The following is a 16,647-nucleotide window of genomic DNA, read 5'->3' as shown; positions in this document are numbered from 1 at the left end:
TAAAATTATATAAATAAAAAGAAAGAGTTATCTCATTTTATTCTGAAATAACTCTCTCAATTAAATGTATTTTTTATTTATCAGATAATAAATAATAGTTTAGGATTAAAACAAGATAAAATTAATAAATTACTCTAAATCCTATTCCACCTCTTACATTTTCACCTTTTGTATCATAACCTGCGTTTACTGTCACACCAAATCTTGTATTTTCAATTCCAAGGTTCAAATCAGCTTTTCCGTTTCCACGTCTATCATCCTTTTCACCTCTTATATCAAACCATCCAGCTGTTGTATAACGTACTCTTCCTTGATTATTTACATCTCCAACTTTTCCTAATTCATTTTCATAAGCAAGTCCTAATTTAGCAACAAAATTTGTTCTTACTGCCATTGGCTGTTGATATTTGAATTCTACTCCAACTTCTGGTTTTATCGAATAATAATCATTTGCTTTTACTTCTAAACGCATTTGCCCTGTATTTTCTTTTATTCCGTCAAATCTTCCATATTCAAATTTTAAGCTTCCGTATGTAGAAATACTTGTTCTTTCACTTGTTCTAATATTTTTTCTAAGCTCATTTTTTAGTCCAAATCCGTATGAACGATATTCAGATTTCGCTTCAAATATATCATCAACAACAAGGAATTTTCTCTTCATTTCACCAGTTCCTACAAATCCTTCTGCTGAAACAGTCCAATTCAATCCATTATTATGATCTTTTCCAATTGGCATTGATTTAAATACTCCTGCTTTTACAATATTTTGTTCTTCTTTTGAACCACCTATATCGCTAAAGTCAAATTTGTTTCTAACAGCTCCTGCGTACCATCCTGATGATTCTCCCAATCTGACAGTTTCATTTTCATTCAAATATGCAAATCCATAGGCTTTATTCTTGTAGTCAATAATTCCTGCTGTATCTGTCTTATATTCGCCTTTCATTCCAAATGCTTTTATTTTATTAGAATTTTTAGATTTTGTATCCCATTCATTTCTTAAATATCCAAATTCTTTATTTAACAAATTACCAGTTTCAAAAATTCTTTGTTGCACATTTGCATACTGATGTCCCATCATTTCATCAATTGCTTGAACTAATAACGCCTCTTCACTATTTCCGATAGAGTTTAACTTATTATATATTTCTTTTTCTCTTGAATCCAAGCTATTAACATCATATCTTTGTTCCAATCCGTCAGTAAAGTTAAATTCATTTGAAGTTGTTGAAACAAAGGCTGTATAAGGAATCTTTGTCATAAGAACACGTGTAATTTGCTGTGTAGATGGATCAACTTCAGGCGTTGCCATCCAAGTCAATGAAGCAGAATACGGAGTAAAGTTAAATATTCCAGAATTTATCTGATTTAAGAACGGCTGTAATATTTGTTTCCCAATAATTACATTTTTTGCATTTGTAAGTACTGAAAATTCTGTTCCGATTAATAAATCACTGTTAATTCCAAGAGAATTTGCTCCATTTATATTAATTGGACGTGTTCTTCCTAATGTATCCACATATACTCCAAAGTTTGAGAAAGCATAGTTTGTGTAAGGAGTAGTGTAATCAATTGTCTGAACTTGGCTGTCATCTAATGTTACACCGTTTCTCTGAATTGCAAGCCGTCCATTTGGCAATTGAACAATTCCAACTCCTCCAACAGTTTTGCTTGGATCTGTTGGTGAATAATAATCTTGTGCTCCATTTCCAGAAGTAATTTTTCCAGTTCCAGAACTCAATGCTGGTAACACATTCCCAGGAGTTGCATTAGCTGCTATTGGTAAATCTCCAGCTACTCCTTGAGAATTTACATCATATCTAACTCCGTAAGATTTAGAACCATTTATATTAATTTCTCCATAATTTTTGATTATAGATTTATTGTTTGTAGTACCTTTTATTAATACACCGTAACTACTATCTGCATCAATATTTATTGTTCCATGATTTTCCAAAGTACTTCCGTTTAATACAGCAACTCCCACAAGTCCTTGAACATTCTCATTTCCACGATAAGAACCAGTTGTAGTAATATTTCCTGTATTTACAAATGTAGCTCCATTATTTACAAATACTCCCATCATTGTCTGAATTTTATCAGAAGATGTTGCTCTTGAAGCATCCAAATATATATTTCCTGAGTTTCTCAATCGTGTTCCTCTGTCATCTCCGTACATTCCAATACTTAGATGTCCTGAAACATAAATGTCTCTCTCATTTGAAATGCTTGCTCCGCCTATAGCTGCCATACCAATTCCATAAACGATATTATCTGGATCAGATTTATCAGTTTTTCCAACTTTTATTGTTCCTCTATTTACAGCATTTGACGCTCCTGTCACAAGAATTCCTTGATTTCCAATTCCTTGTGATAAATCAATTGTTCCATTATTTACAATATTTGCTCCATCTTTTCCATAAATTGCAATAATTTTTCCATTTGTTCCAGATGTAATTGTTGCATTATTTGTAACTGCTGAAGCTCCTTCTGCGTAAATGAAAGTTGCTTCTTTTCCTAAAGTTACATTTGATGAAGCTGAATTTGAATAAACATTTGTTTTATTCATTCCTGGATTTGCTAAAATTACACCATAAGATTTATCCCCAACATTAAAGTTTGATGTTGTATCATTTATTGTAACTCCGCTCGTTCCATAAACTCCAACTGGTTCACTGTTCGCATCCATAACCAAATGATTTGCAACATTTACTGTTCCACCTAAATTAACACTTCCACCTTTTTTATAAACTCCAATAGCTTTATCTGCAACATTGATTATAGAACTTCCTGTAGTTTCTACATTTCCATTTTCACTAAGTGAGTAAACTCCAAATGAAGCCTCTCCAACATTTATTGTTCCACTGTTTTTGATATTAATTGTTGATCTATTTTGTGCATAAATTCCGACAGTAGAATCATTTTTAACAGAAGTTGCAGTTCTATCCACATTTATAGTTCCACTGTTTTCAAATGTCTGATCCGATGTTCCTTCTAAATATGCTGCAATCGAACGTTTTCCAGTAATGTCAATATTTCCACTATTTACAATCGCTTTTGTTACACCTGACTTGTTTTGTGAAAAAATTCCAATTGAATCATCACTAGAAAATTGCATATCAGCTTTGTTTGTAACATTTGAACCTATTGAAACAATTCCTTTTGCTTTATCAGCTGTACCAGTTATTTTCTTACCATCTATTGTAGCATTTGAATTATCTACATAAATTCCAGTAGAACCGTTATTTAATGTCATATCGTTCCATCCACCAAAAGTCGATGTTCCTGTCATATAAATTCCTGTTCCTTTTGAAGACACGATAATATCATTATTATTCATTTGTGCCTTACTGTTGATAATATATAACATTGGTTCTGAAGAAGTTGTCAATGTTCCAGCATTATTATAATTTAACACTGCATTATTTTCCAAGTATGCCAAACTTCCATTATTTGCGAAATTGTAATTTCCACCATTTACAGTCAATGTTGAATCATTTCCATACAATGCAAATCCTTTATTTCCAACTGTTACATCTCCAGTAGTAGTCAAGTTTGTTTTATTTTTTACAAATATTCCAACTGAAGTAGATTCAACATTTCCACTTGAATTAAATGTAGAATCTCCAACTGTGATATTTCCACTATTTACAACTGTCGCATTCAAAGCATTTGTAGTTTCTGGTGCAATATAAATTCCTGCTGTTCCTTTTCCTAAAGTAATGTTTCCTGTATTTTCAACATCTATTACTTTGCTGCTAGCAGACGTATTTTTAGCATAAATTCCAACTGATTTATCTCCACCAGTTATACTTCCATTATTTTCAACTTTGTCAAATCCAATTGAGTAAATAGCAGACGACTCATTTCCAATTGTTATTGTAGATCCTTTTGTTGTTGTAATTATCCCTGTATTTACAGTTCCTGCTGGTGCACCACTATAAACTGGTGTCGAATCTTTATAAATTCCATAAATTCCAGTTGATTTATTTCCTACAAGAATATCTTTTGAATTAAGTCCTCTTGCTGAATCAAGATACATCGCTGTACTTGTTTCGGCATTAGATAAGTCCAATGTCCCTTTATTTTCAGCTTCATATCCAGCAGTTCCAGCCCAAGTTAATGTAGGATTGCTGTTACCATCTGCCATAAGTCCAATAATATTCTTAGTTGATGGTTTTGCTTCAACTACAATTCCTAATGGTATAATTGCTTCTCCATTTATAACGTGTGCCATTATGTTTCCTGTTTCTAAAGCATTTTTATTTGCTATTGTTAAACTACTTAAAATTTCTACACTACCTTCAGTAACCCGTGTTCTTTCTACAGAGTGTCCATTAGTAACCAATGTTCCACCTTTGTCAATAATACGTCCTCCCTTTTGAGCAAAAATACCTACTCCATCTCCAGCAAATGTAATTGTTGAATATTTATTAAAAACAACATTTGCTTTAGTAGTAACTATTGCTCCAACTCCATTTGCTCCATTCAAATGAATATTAGCAGCACCTGTTGTTGTACCGTCTCCGATTTCTACTGTTGATGGTTTAGGTGCTCCAACTCCACCGTTTCCTACATAAATACCAGTTCCAGCTGTTGTATTATCTCCTATATTCATAGTTCCTGTATATTTTATATGGCTACTATTTTCAGCAAACAATCCAACTCCATTTGCTCCTGTTGTAATAGCAGTAGATATTGATTTTGGAGTTCCAGAAGTTCCTTGTCCATCAGTATAAATACCTATTGCATAAAAATCTCCTGAATTGCCACCTAATACTGAATTTCCAACTTTTATTTCCTGATTATAAGCTGAAATATCTGCAGTAGCACCTTTCATTAAAACTCCAATTAATCCATTTCCATTCATTCCATTAGCAGTATAGTCCAATTTAGAAGTAGTTGCATTCAAAACTCCACCATCAAGATAAACTCCAACTCCATATCCTTTTACCTTACCAATACTTCCGCCATAAAGAGCCCCAGTGTCACTAGCCCCTGTACCTTTCACATAATATGCAACTTGATTTTGAGAAGCACTGTTTAAGTCAATTTCTCCTGTTGAAGTATCTGCTTTTGCAGTATTTGATAAATATACAGCAACAGAAGATTCAGCGGCATCATTCAAGTTTATTTTTCCAACTTTTTGAATATCAGATTTTGGTGTGTAAATTCCAACTGTACTTTTTGCTTTCTGATTTATTGTTCCTTCATTTTTAACAATTGAATCCGTCAAATCTCCAAGATTTTTTGTAAACATTCCTGTTGAACTTTCAGATTCTATGTCAATTGAACCTGTTGAAGTATTAGTCAAACTAATTTTCTTCCCAGCCGCACTTGCTGATCCAAACATTCCAACTGAATTTTTAGAAGTAGAAGTTAATTTTATATTTCCAGAATTTTCTGCTGTTGCATCATCTTTTGAGAATATTCCTGTTGATTTTTCACCAGTCAATTTGATAGTAGCGTTTATTGCATTTATAACTGCTGTTTCATCATCAACGCCGTACATTCCAATTACTGATTCAGCTATTCCTGTTATCTCTTTGTTATTTGTTATTTTAGCTTTATCAGTTGCAAGCATTCCTGTTCCCTTTTTACCTTTTACAGTAACAGTTCCCTCATTTAAACCTTCAGTAACATTCGATGTGACAGTATTTTTACCTGTAGCATAAATTCCTATCGAAGTCTCTCCAGTCGATAATATTTCTATTGTTGCACCTTTATGATTCTTTATTTCTGAACCATTTTTTCCATACATTCCAACTGATTCTTTATTATTTACTGTTATTTTATTTTTATTGTTTATTACTGAATTATCCGAAAGCATTCCAACTGATTTTTCAGAATTTACTTTAATTTCCCCTTTATTATCTGCAGTTAAATTCTCTCTGTTGCCAGTAGCATTTGTAGCAAATATTCCAACTGATTCTTTCATGCTGACATCTATTGTATTTTTATTTTCTATAGTTAATGTTTTAGATGCAGCTGCTTCTAGCTCTCCATAAATTCCTGCACTTTTTATTTGTCCAGCAGTATCTTTTAAAGTAATTGTTCCACTATTTTCTATTGTATTATTTTCTGTTGCATCTTTTGTAAATTTACCATAAATTCCTGCCGAAGCACCTTTATACACATCAATAGTTCCTGCTGCTGCATTTACTGCATTACTGTTTTCAAGGTAAATTCCTGCAGATTGCTCTTCTTTAATTTCTATTTTATTATTATTAGTTACTTCCGATCCAGACTTACCATAAATTCCTGCCGACTTTTTATCGTTCATAGTAATTATTCCACTATTGTTAACCGTACTTTTTACAGCTGAAATTCCAATTGATTCTTCTGAATTTACTGTTATTGTTCCAGCGGCACTATTAATAACTTCTATTTTATCTGCGTTATTATTAACATCATTTGAAGCGAATATTCCAACTGATTGTGGGCTTCCAGCAGCAATATTTATTTCCTTATTATTCTGCAATGTCAATTTTTTAGGTGCTCCACTTACAGATTCACCATATATTCCAACATTCTTGGTAACATTTGTCAAATTTATTATTCCTTCATTTAAGATTGAATAATCTTTTTTAGATGAACTTGTTAATTTTCCATACATTGCTGCTGAACCACTAGTCGCTCCAGTAGATCCCGTCAATGTTATTGTTCCATCAGCTGTATTTGTTGCATTCGAATCTGAAGCATACATTCCAGCTGAATTTTCGTGTGAAACATTTATTGTTTTTTCATTAATTATGTTAGAGTCATTGCTTCCATACATTCCCGCTGAATTTTCTTTTTTCACATTTATTATATTCTTATTCTTTCCTGTCGCTTTATCAACAAAAATACCAACTGTGCTCTTAACATCCAAATCAATTTTTCCATTTGGAGTCTCATTTATTACAATTCCTGCACCTTCTCCAGCGTTGTTTTTCAAATACATTGCAGCTGATTCTTCCTGTCCAACGATTATATCCTTTTCATTTTGTAATGTTGTAATTCCTGCCGCTGTACTTTCAATTTCTACATACATTCCCGCTGATTTTGTCTTACCTGTTCCTTTTAATTCAATCTTTCCTGTATTTGTAATAGTTCTTGAAACAGCATCTGAAATTTTTGCAAAGATTCCTGCTGACTTATTACTTTCAACACTTATAGTTCCTGCATTTGAAGGTGTTGAATTTTCTACATAGATTCCTGCTGACTTATCTCCAGTTATTGTAATTTTTCCAGTTGTAGCATCATTTGAAATAGTCGCTCCATTTAGCCCTAGCATTCCAGCAGAAGCTCCACCATTCATTTCTATATTTCCTTTATTTGTAGCACTTCCTTTATTTGCCAAAATTCCAACTGAAGCAGAAGTAGCTGTTGTATCTGTAATTAAAATATCTCCGCTATTTTCGATTTCAGCTTCCTTACCATAAATTCCAACTGATTTTTTCCCTTGTAATTTTATTTCAGAACCTGCTGAATTAGTTACTTTTGCTTTTTCTGACATTATTCCTATCGCATCCGAAGCCGATGCATCTGAAGTTATTTTTTTCTTATTTTCAATTACAACATTAGCACCCTTACCATAAACACCAATTGAATTACCTATATGAATATTTATGTTTCCATCATTTTCTACATTCTGATTACCTTCTGCATAAATTCCAACATTTTGAGTTTCAGTCGAACTTGCCACTCCAACTTCTATAGTTCCTTTATTTTTGACATTTTTTGCAGATGTAGATGTTGAATAAATTCCTGCTGAACTTCCTTTTTTAGAAGTTATTTTCCCAGTTGTTTTATTTGTAACATCACTGTTATCCGCATAAATTCCTGCTGATCCTGTTTCTTCTGTAGTTATATTTCCAGAATTTTCAATTGTCGAATTTGTTATTCCATAAATTCCCGCCGATCCTGTTCCAGAAGTTGTTATTTCGCCACCAGTGGCATTACTTACTGTACTGCTATTTGCCAGTATTCCAACTGATGAAGTTCCAGAAGTTGTTATTTTCCCAGTACTGCTATTTGTCAATGTTGAACTTTCTTTTCCATAAATTGCGATTGAACTGTTATTTGCAGTTGTTATTATATTGTTATTTGTTACTTTCGAAGCATTGGAGTAAATTCCTATAGCCCCGTCTTTTCCTGATAATATAAGTTTTCCATCATTTGTTACAACAGCTCCATTTAATCCTGAAATTGTCGTTTTAAATCCAGAAGTCAAGATTTTTGATGACTTAATATTAACTTTTCCAGCATCAGACACTAAAAATTGTGCTGAATCATTAATATTAGAAAATTTCGTACTGTCAGCTGTAATATTTCCATCAATATTTATAGTCGTATTTTTCGCACCATAAAATACAGCTGAATTTTCACCCATACTTGAAACAGTTAAATTTTGTAACGTAGTATTTGTTATATCTACAGTATCATCTGATGTATTTCCTGTATTTCCAAAGTAGGCGAATACAGATTTTTTACCAATCGAAGTACTTAGATTTGTTATTGTGAAAGCTTTTCCAAAATTACTAGCCTTAGATGAATAAAGTCCAACTGTTCTTTCTCCCAAACTTAACACTGCATTACCCTGAAAAGTAGTACTTGTAGTAGATCCATCAGAATATACTCCGATTCCAGTGCTAGTTCCTGAATCTCCAACTGTAACTGTACCTTCAATAGTTCCAGTAGAGCCACTAGTAAATATTGCAATTCCACCATTACTAGATTTTATTTCTCCATTATTTGCATTTGTAAATGTTCCATTTTCTGAATATAAGCCTACTTTTCCACCTGCTTCAACAGATACAACTCCAGCGTTTGTAAATGTTCCTGTATTTTGTACAACAGCATGATATGCCGCATTTGAAATAATTGCGCCATTTTTATTTGTTGCAGTAGATCCGTTTGAAAGATATAACCCAATAGAGTCAGTACCATCTGATGTTACTTCTATCTTTTTTTCATTCTCAAATGTCGCATTATTTAAGATTACACCATATACTTTATTTCCCGCAACTGTTATTGTTCCTTGATTTCCTGTAGTTCCAGTCGTTCCGTTAAAGTACATTCCAATATTTTCATTTGCTCCATTTACTTTAATTTTACCTTCATTAACAAACTTTGCTGAACTTGAATAAACTCCTATATTTTTTCCATCTGTACTCTTAATAGTAATCGTACCTTCATTTTTCATATTCGTTGCCGAAGCATTTCCGACCCTTATTCCCATACTTCCTTGAGAGCCATTTTCAATATCAATATTTGCATCTTTAGTATTTTTTACATTAGAATCTACTTGTGAATAAAGTCCAAATGAATTTTTAGCAGTTATTGTAATTGTTCCATTATTAGTTGCTCCACCTTGGATTTTACCAAGTACTGTCATACCACCCGAATCATTTGCAGTAACATTAATTTTTCCATTATTCACAAAACTTGAATCAGGTCCTAAAGCATTTGTTGTTTTTGAAACAACCATACCGTGACTATTATCTCCACTAATATTTACATTCCCATTATTAATTGCTATAGTACTTACGCTTACACCACTCTTGAAATCACTAGTTGCAAATCCTGCTGAAATATTTCCACTTAAACTTATTTCCCCTTCATTTCTTAATGTATGTTTATTTGTAGTACTGCTTCCTGTTCCTTCGTCTGTAAACAAAAGAGCCACTTGTAATGATTTATTCCCGCTTATAAGACCTGTTGAACCATTTATACCGGTAACTTGCGGATTATTCCATGTATCTGGCTGTACTTCAATTCCTGCAACTTCCATTACTTCTAAATATATTTTACCTTTATTTTCAAATGAATAATTAGGATTATGATCTCCTCCTTTAATTTGAGGAAGACCAGGATCTAATGTTATTGCCCTTTGTTTTGTTATATCAACATGCATCTCTGTATTTTCACCTGAATAAAAATAACCACTGTTAGTCATATATTCTCCAATAGCTTTATGATGACCAGAAGCTGCTTTACTTAACCTGTAACTAGGATCAAGTAAATTTTTATTAGAATTCATTGTATTGTCAGCTGTTATGGTATTTCCATACGATTCCAATTGTGGAATACTAAAAACTATAGGATTAGCTGTCGGATTTGGTGGTGTAACACTTGGAGCAGTAGGTTTAGTAACACTAATTGCACTAACTTCTGAAATATCTGGAGGAATAATTGTCAATGTATTTACATTTGGAGTCGGTGCCGTTACATTCATACTTAGTGATGGTGGTGTAATATTTACAGCTATTGTTGGTGCTGACAAATTCATACTAATACTTGGAGCAGTTACTGTAGCTGGTGTAGCTGGCTCCTGTGGATTCGGTACTTCAATTGTCACAGGATTTAGAGTAGGAAGTAAAATTGTAGGGGCTGTTATTGGCGAAGTTACGCTCAAATTAATCTCAGGACGCACAACTTCTCTAGGCATATCAATTTGCGGATTGATTGAGATTTCTTCCTTTGTAACAGATTTTGGACGTACATTTGCCATTATTTGAATTTCTACTTCTGGCTCTTGAACATGTAATAATGAAGCTAGTCCATAAGATCTTGTATCCACATTTGAAGAATGTATTGGGGCACTACCAAATCCTCTACGTCTAGTTGACAAAATTCCATTATCTGCCCAGTTTCCACGAGTAAATATCCCATTAAACGGATATTTTGCAGCTTTATCTCCTCTACCTTTATACGCTCCATTACTACTTAATATAAAAGTATTTGATCCAAATTGCCACGAAGCCCATTTTGATTTTACAACTTGATCCCCTTGTTCCATTAATTGAATCAATTCTAAATTTAAATCTTCTATTGCTTCTTCATTCGCTTTTTTCTTTTTCTTAATAGCAGTACGTGTCTTATCAGCCGACATTACTAGCTCTTTATTCATACGTTCATAAAGTACATTTGAAGAAGTGTTCAAACCAATTGAAAACGTTATCATTCCTGTTATTAAATATGAAAACAGTAATGATTCCGTATATTTTACATTTTTTGCCCTTTTTGCAAAGGCTTTTAAATCTTTTTTTGCTTGTTGTAAATTGTTACTCATATTTTTCTCCTTTTTACTTTTTTCTAATCAGATAAAATACATATGATTTTCTAATTGTACCGCTATCTAATTAATTATTTTTAAATTTTTAAATCTTTATCACTCTGTAATAATTACAATATTAAAATTTTACATAATTATAGCCAATCATATTCAAAAATGCTTATTATATGTTCAAATCTATTCAAAATCATGTTAAAAAGAATTAAGAAAGTTACGGATTTGAGTAGAACTGTATAATAATTTTAAATTGATTGACTTTTTAAATTATGTTATTTTAATTTTTAATTATAATTCAAATCTAAATCTAAATTTTTTTTAGTTTTCGTTCTATTATAACACTTTTTTATTTGTATTACAACAAAAAAATCTCTCTTTTTAAATTTATAGAGAGATTTCTTTTTAACTATATTTTGAATCTATTTTCAATTAAAATAATTTATTTTACGATTAATGTACTTCCATCCATTTCAGCTGGTTTTTCCAATCCTAATAAATCAAGCATTGTTGGAGTAATGTCAGCTAGTTTTCCATCTGTTCTTAATTTTGCGTCTTTCATATCATTTGAGATGAAGATAAATGGAACAGGATTTACAGTGTGTGCTGTATGAGGTTCTCCTGTTTCAGGATTTACTAATAAATCAGCATTTCCGTGATCTGCAGTAATTAATACCGCACCATCTAATTCTAATACTTTTCTTACAATCTGCCCAGTACAGTTGTCTACCGCTTGACAAGCCTCCATAACAGCTTCTACATTTCCAGTATGCCCAACCATGTCAGGATTTGCAAAGTTTAATACAACTGTATCAACTTTTCCAGTATTTAATTCTTCAATTAATCTGTCTTTCACTTTATAAGCACTCATTTCAGGCTGCAGATCATAAGTTGCAACTTTTGGTGAATCAGACAACAATCTGATTTCTCCTGGATATGGTTCTTCTTTTCCTCCGTTGAAGAAGAATGTTACGTGTGCATATTTTTCAGTTTCTGCTGTTCTTACTTGAATTAATCCAGCTTTTGATACAACTTCCCCAAATCCATTTACAATTGTTTCAGGCGGGAATGCCACTGGCGAGCTGAATGTTACATCATATTGAGCCATTGTAGCAAAATTTACTTTAGGATAAACTTTTCTTGTAAATCCAGTAAACTCAGGGTCAACAAATGTTCTAGTTAATTGTCTAGCTCTATCAGGTCTAAAGTTTGCAAAAATTACACCATCTCCATCTTTAATCAATCCATTATCTTTTGAACCAATTTTAACAGGTTTTACAAATTCATCTGTAATTGCTTCTGCATAAGAATTTCTGATTGCTTCATCAGCAGTTGCCGCCAAGTTTCCTTCTCCAGAAGTTAGAGCATCATAGGCAAGTTCTATTCTATCCCAGTTGTTATCTCTATCCATTGCATAGTATCTTCCTACAACTGTAGCAATTTTTCCTACACCAAGTTCATCCAATGCTTTTTGCAATTGTGCCAAGTACTCCACTCCACTTTCAGGGGCAGTATCTCTTCCATCCATAATTGCATGAACATAAACTTCTGTCAATCCTTTTTTCTTAGCCATGTCAGCTAATCCAATTATATGATTAATGTGACAGTGAACTCCACCATCAGAAGTCAATCCTGTAATATGTAAAGCTTTACCATTCGATTTTGTAGTTTCCATAATATCTGACAACACTTTATTTTCTAAAATTGTACCTTCTTTAATAGCTTTTGTAATTTTTGGCAGCATTTGGTAAACTACTCTTCCAGCACCAATATTTGTATGCCCAACTTCAGAATTTCCAAACTGTCCTTCAGGCAATCCTACAAATTCCCCATCTGCTCTCAATTCAGTATATGGATATTCTTTTACATAATTGTTAAAATTTATAGGTTTTGCTAATTTTACTCCATCTACTTCATTATCGTGATGGTTCATTCCCCATCCGTCTAAAATTATTAAAACTACTGGTCTTTTTTTCATAAACATTCTTCCTTCCATTTTTTAAATAACTTTCTTTTTCTATATCTATTATACAGATTTTTTCTAAATTTATCAAGGAATTTGAATAAAAAATTTCTCTTTCTTTTTTTTAATATACTTATTGAAAAAATTATTGTTAATGAATTTTCTTTCTATAATTCATATATTTTTTCTTTTTTTATACGTAAAGGGGAACAATCGCCATCCCCTTTACAATCCCTGCTCGTCTAAGCATTTTTTTGAAATAAAAACGAAACTCGCTAATGCTCAAACAATCGTTTTCATTCCAAAAAAATCACGACACTTTTAATTTGAATCACAATAGTTATTTTAATAAAGAAATTATCAAGCAAAATTTTGTTATTAGGAAAAAGAATCAAATACGAATGTATTTCTTTTGTCATAATTTTTATAATGATAAAACTTATTTATGTAAAAATAACCTAGTATCAAGATAATAGAAAAAAATTATTCTTTATAGCTTGATTTTTATTGAAAAAAATGATAATATATTGTGTAATTTGCATATATTAAATTATATAGCATTTTATTTTATTAAGTAAAAACTATTGAAAGGAGAAATAAATGGCACACTCAAAATCATCTAAAAAAAGAGTTTTTATTGGTGAAAGAAATGCAGCTAGAAATCAAGCTATTAGAAGCAGAACTAAAACTTTCGTAAAAAAAGTGCTTGCCGCTGTTGAAGCTAAAAATGTCGACGAAGCTAAATCAGCATTAAGCGTAGCATATAAAGAATTAGATAAAGCTGTAACAAAAGGTGTTCTTAAGAAAAACACTGCATCAAGAAAAAAATCTAGATTAACATTAAAAGTTAATTCATTGGCAAATTAATTTTTTTTGCCACTGATTGATTTTAAAAAAATTTTTTTAAGATTAACAAAAATAAAAGACTATCACAATCTAAGGATAGTCTTTTTTAGTTATACAATTTTAATTACTTTTTCTAAAAAGTTCTCTTACTCTCAAATTATTTTTTCTACCTTTTAAAATCCATGAAATTGATCCTTGAAAAAAATACAGGCTTTTCAACCAGTTTGGATTTATATAAATATCTTTATCACTTTTTAAAGTTATAATATTAGCAGAAAATTCATCTAACACTTTACCTAAATTTTTTAGTGGCCCTTGCCCCAATGGATATTTTTTCAGATATGGCAGCAATTCTCCTGCGCCTACTCCAATTCCTTGTCCCCAGTCTGCCTTAACCTTTTCACACCAATTTTTTATCTGCAAAATTGCTAACCGATTTTGCTTACCTTCATAAAATCCATTATTCACTATGCAATAAACTCTAGTTGCTGGATTTACAACTTTTTCTTTCTCAAATTCTACAAATAACTTTAATAAATTAGACGGAATACCATCAACATATAATGGAAAAAGAAATATTAAAACATCACTATTATAAATTTCATTTTTATTTTCATCATTTAATCTAAAAGAAATTGAATAATATTTTTTTATTTCATTTTCTTTAAGCAAGGATGATAAATAATTTCCCAATATTTCAGAATTGCTTTTAATTGCTTTTGGACTTCCATTTATTACACTAATTTTCATATTTCATCATTCTCCTAATCTTCTAAAAAAGAAACTGTAAAATTTTTCACATCTAAATTCAAACTATTAGCCTTTACTATTTCTTTAGCAGCTCTCTTTTCATTTGGCGACAAATGTTCCCCATAAAAATATACATTTAAGTCAAATTTTGTTTTATTTCGTGTGATATGGTGCATCTCTTTATTTTTAAATTTAAAAAATGGCAACAAATATGGAATTGTCCTATCTAGCACATTTTTTACAAATGGACTGTAAGAACCATAGACACATTGACTTATAATCACAACTTTATCTGCTTTTGAATATAATTTTGCTAAACTTTCATATCCATCCCTAATTTTACACTTCCCTGGAGTTTTAATCCAACATTCAAAACATCCCATACAGCTTTTAATTCTATCATTGTCACAAATTATAGACACATCTTCCCCAACTATTATTTTTCTTTGATTTATACTATCTTTTATTTTATCCATAATTTTTTCTTTTTTTTCAATTTTCCACTTTAGATTTTCTAATTTTTCATCATCTAAATCGTGTATAATTAATTCCATATTTCTCACCTTCCATAGATATATTAAAATCTATCTAAAATTTAACTGCTAAATATTTTAAGTTTCAAAATTGTACAATAACCAGCAACTTTCAATTCTCTTTTAAGATTATTTCGCTATACAAACTGATTTTATTATCTCCTCTATTTTTTCTTCCCAGCTTTCAGAATACTTTATATCATTTGTAATCATTATTGTTGTCAATCCTTGTACCAAGGCCCACATTGCTATAATTTTATCTTGCATATCCTGATTTGGCACTCCCATTTTTTCAAGTATTTTCATTGCCTCAATTTTTAATATGCTAAAAGCTTTTTCATTATTATTTTCTATTTTTGAAAACTTTGAGAATAAATCTATTTTCATATTTTTTCTTGAAATCATAAAATGATAGTATCTATGATTCTCACAAAAAAACATAACGTACGTTTTTCCTAATTTTACCAGCAAATCCTCTTGATTTTCATATTTTTTCCTTGTTCTATCAAGTTTCACCGCCAATATTCCCCATATATAATCGCTCATTGCGTAAAGCAAATCACTTTTTTTCTTAAAATATGTATACGGTGCCGCATTACTTACTCCACACATTTTAGCCACTTTTCTTAAAGATAATTTTTCTTCTCCTGCTTCATTTATCATCTCTATCCCTTTTTCAATCAATTCTTCCCGTAAATTCCCATGATGGTAACTTTTTTTAGATTTTTCCATATTTAAATTCTCCCTAACTTTCATTATCTTATCACTGTAAAGATTATACATCCAAATCTTGACACTGTCAAGTTTATTTTAAAATTTTATTACTACTTTTTAACTGAGATTACTATAAATTACTATTTTTATAAAATTTATTGGGTAAAAAGTTGTTTTAAAAACTCAAATTATATGCAATATAAAAAAAATAATCGCTATCTTTTAAAACAACGATTATTTAATAATTTTAACTATCCTCTTTTAGATTATATTTCTTTACATAATCTTCCATCATTTTCACCGCTATTGGTCTATTAAACCTTCTCGCAAATTCAATTACTGTTAATCCCCATTTATCTTTTACTAAAAGAGGAAGTCCTGGTTGAGAAAATATCAGTTGGTATAACGGTAACATTTCTATTTCAGGAGTGCCGATATTAAATAATTCTTTGAATGAAACCGTTTTCTCTTTCTTATATATTGTTGTTATATCTGCACCTTTTTCCAATAATGTCTTACACAAAATTGTTGTTTTTACTATATCTTGCCACCCATGAGAAAATAATGGAAAAAACATACTCATTCCATCTTCTGTTATTATTTTAACATCAGCTCCTTTATTTATTAAAAAATTTGCTATTCTATATCTTTCTTTTGATTTTGTATTACATAATGCTATAAAAAGTAAACTTCTTCCTGATGAACTTATTTTATTTTGATCACCTTCTTTAAATAATTTTAGAAATTCTTCATATGTTCCCATATCTGCTGCTGAATAAATTGTCATA

At 31.1% G+C, this 16,647-nt stretch carries 7 protein-coding genes; 1 reads left to right on the top strand and 6 read right to left on the bottom strand.

All coding sequences use genetic code 11. The features are described from left to right. Positions 1-121: 121 nt before the first annotated feature. Positions 122-11,056, bottom strand: coding sequence for an autotransporter-associated N-terminal domain-containing protein (locus BQ5344_RS04300; RefSeq protein WP_071124311.1), 10,935 nt, complete (start codon positions 11,054-11,056; stop codon positions 122-124). Positions 11,057-11,495: 439 nt separating this feature from the next. After that, positions 11,496-13,031 carry a 2,3-bisphosphoglycerate-independent phosphoglycerate mutase gene (gene gpmI, locus BQ5344_RS04295; protein ID WP_071124310.1) on the bottom strand — a complete coding sequence of 512 codons (1,536 nt, stop codon included), beginning with the start codon at positions 13,029-13,031 and terminating at the stop codon, positions 11,496-11,498. Between the two features lie 585 nt (positions 13,032-13,616). Between gpmI and rpsT the strand changes: the two genes are divergently transcribed. Next, on the top strand, positions 13,617-13,883 hold the full coding sequence (gene rpsT / locus BQ5344_RS04290; protein ID WP_021768146.1) for a 30S ribosomal protein S20: 267 nt from the start codon (positions 13,617-13,619) through the stop codon (positions 13,881-13,883). A gap of 99 nt (positions 13,884-13,982) precedes the next feature. On the opposite strand, the gene BQ5344_RS04285 is transcribed toward rpsT, so the two are convergent. The 4 genes from BQ5344_RS04285 to BQ5344_RS04270 all read right to left on the bottom strand — a co-directional run bounded on the left by BQ5344_RS04285 (position 13,983) and on the right by BQ5344_RS04270 (position 16,646). After that, a complete protein-coding gene (locus BQ5344_RS04285) occupies positions 13,983-14,612 on the bottom strand; it encodes a hypothetical protein (RefSeq protein WP_071124309.1) in 630 nt (209 codons plus the stop codon). Between the two features lie 14 nt (positions 14,613-14,626). Continuing rightward, positions 14,627-15,166 (bottom strand): flavodoxin family protein, encoded by a 540-nt coding sequence (locus BQ5344_RS04280; RefSeq protein ID WP_071124308.1) that lies wholly within the window; start codon positions 15,164-15,166, stop codon positions 14,627-14,629. A 108-nt stretch (positions 15,167-15,274) separates the two neighbouring features. After that, positions 15,275-15,877, bottom strand: a complete 603-nt coding sequence (locus BQ5344_RS04275; RefSeq protein WP_071124307.1) for a TetR/AcrR family transcriptional regulator — start codon at positions 15,875-15,877, stop codon at positions 15,275-15,277. 229 nt (positions 15,878-16,106) lie between these two features. Beyond that, positions 16,107-16,646, bottom strand: a complete 540-nt coding sequence (locus BQ5344_RS04270; RefSeq protein ID WP_071124306.1) for an ankyrin repeat domain-containing protein — start codon at positions 16,644-16,646, stop codon at positions 16,107-16,109. Position 16,647: the final 1 nt, after the last annotated feature.

Origin of the sequence: Leptotrichia massiliensis (assembly GCF_900104625.1) — a bacterium.
GTDB classification, from domain to species: Bacteria; Fusobacteriota; Fusobacteriia; order Fusobacteriales; family Leptotrichiaceae; genus Leptotrichia; species Leptotrichia massiliensis.
This window is presented reverse-complemented; position numbering and strand designations above follow the sequence as displayed.

What these genes read in the sequence shown, in the direction of transcription:
- BQ5344_RS04300 (WP_071124311.1), bottom strand. Translation starts at nt 11,056, where the DNA reads ATGAGTAACAATTTACAACAAGCAAAAAAAGATTTAAAAGCCTTTGCA.
- gpmI (WP_071124310.1), bottom strand. Translation starts at nt 13,031, where the DNA reads ATGAAAAAAAGACCAGTAGTTTTAATAATTTTAGACGGATGGGGAATG.
- rpsT (WP_021768146.1), top strand. Translation starts at nt 13,617, where the DNA reads ATGGCACACTCAAAATCATCTAAAAAAAGAGTTTTTATTGGTGAAAGA.
- BQ5344_RS04285 (WP_071124309.1), bottom strand. Translation starts at nt 14,612, where the DNA reads ATGAAAATTAGTGTAATAAATGGAAGTCCAAAAGCAATTAAAAGCAAT.
- BQ5344_RS04280 (WP_071124308.1), bottom strand. Translation starts at nt 15,166, where the DNA reads ATGGAATTAATTATACACGATTTAGATGATGAAAAATTAGAAAATCTA.
- BQ5344_RS04275 (WP_071124307.1), bottom strand. Translation starts at nt 15,877, where the DNA reads ATGGAAAAATCTAAAAAAAGTTACCATCATGGGAATTTACGGGAAGAA.
- BQ5344_RS04270 (WP_071124306.1), bottom strand. Translation starts at nt 16,646, where the DNA reads ATGACAATTTATTCAGCAGCAGATATGGGAACATATGAAGAATTTCTA.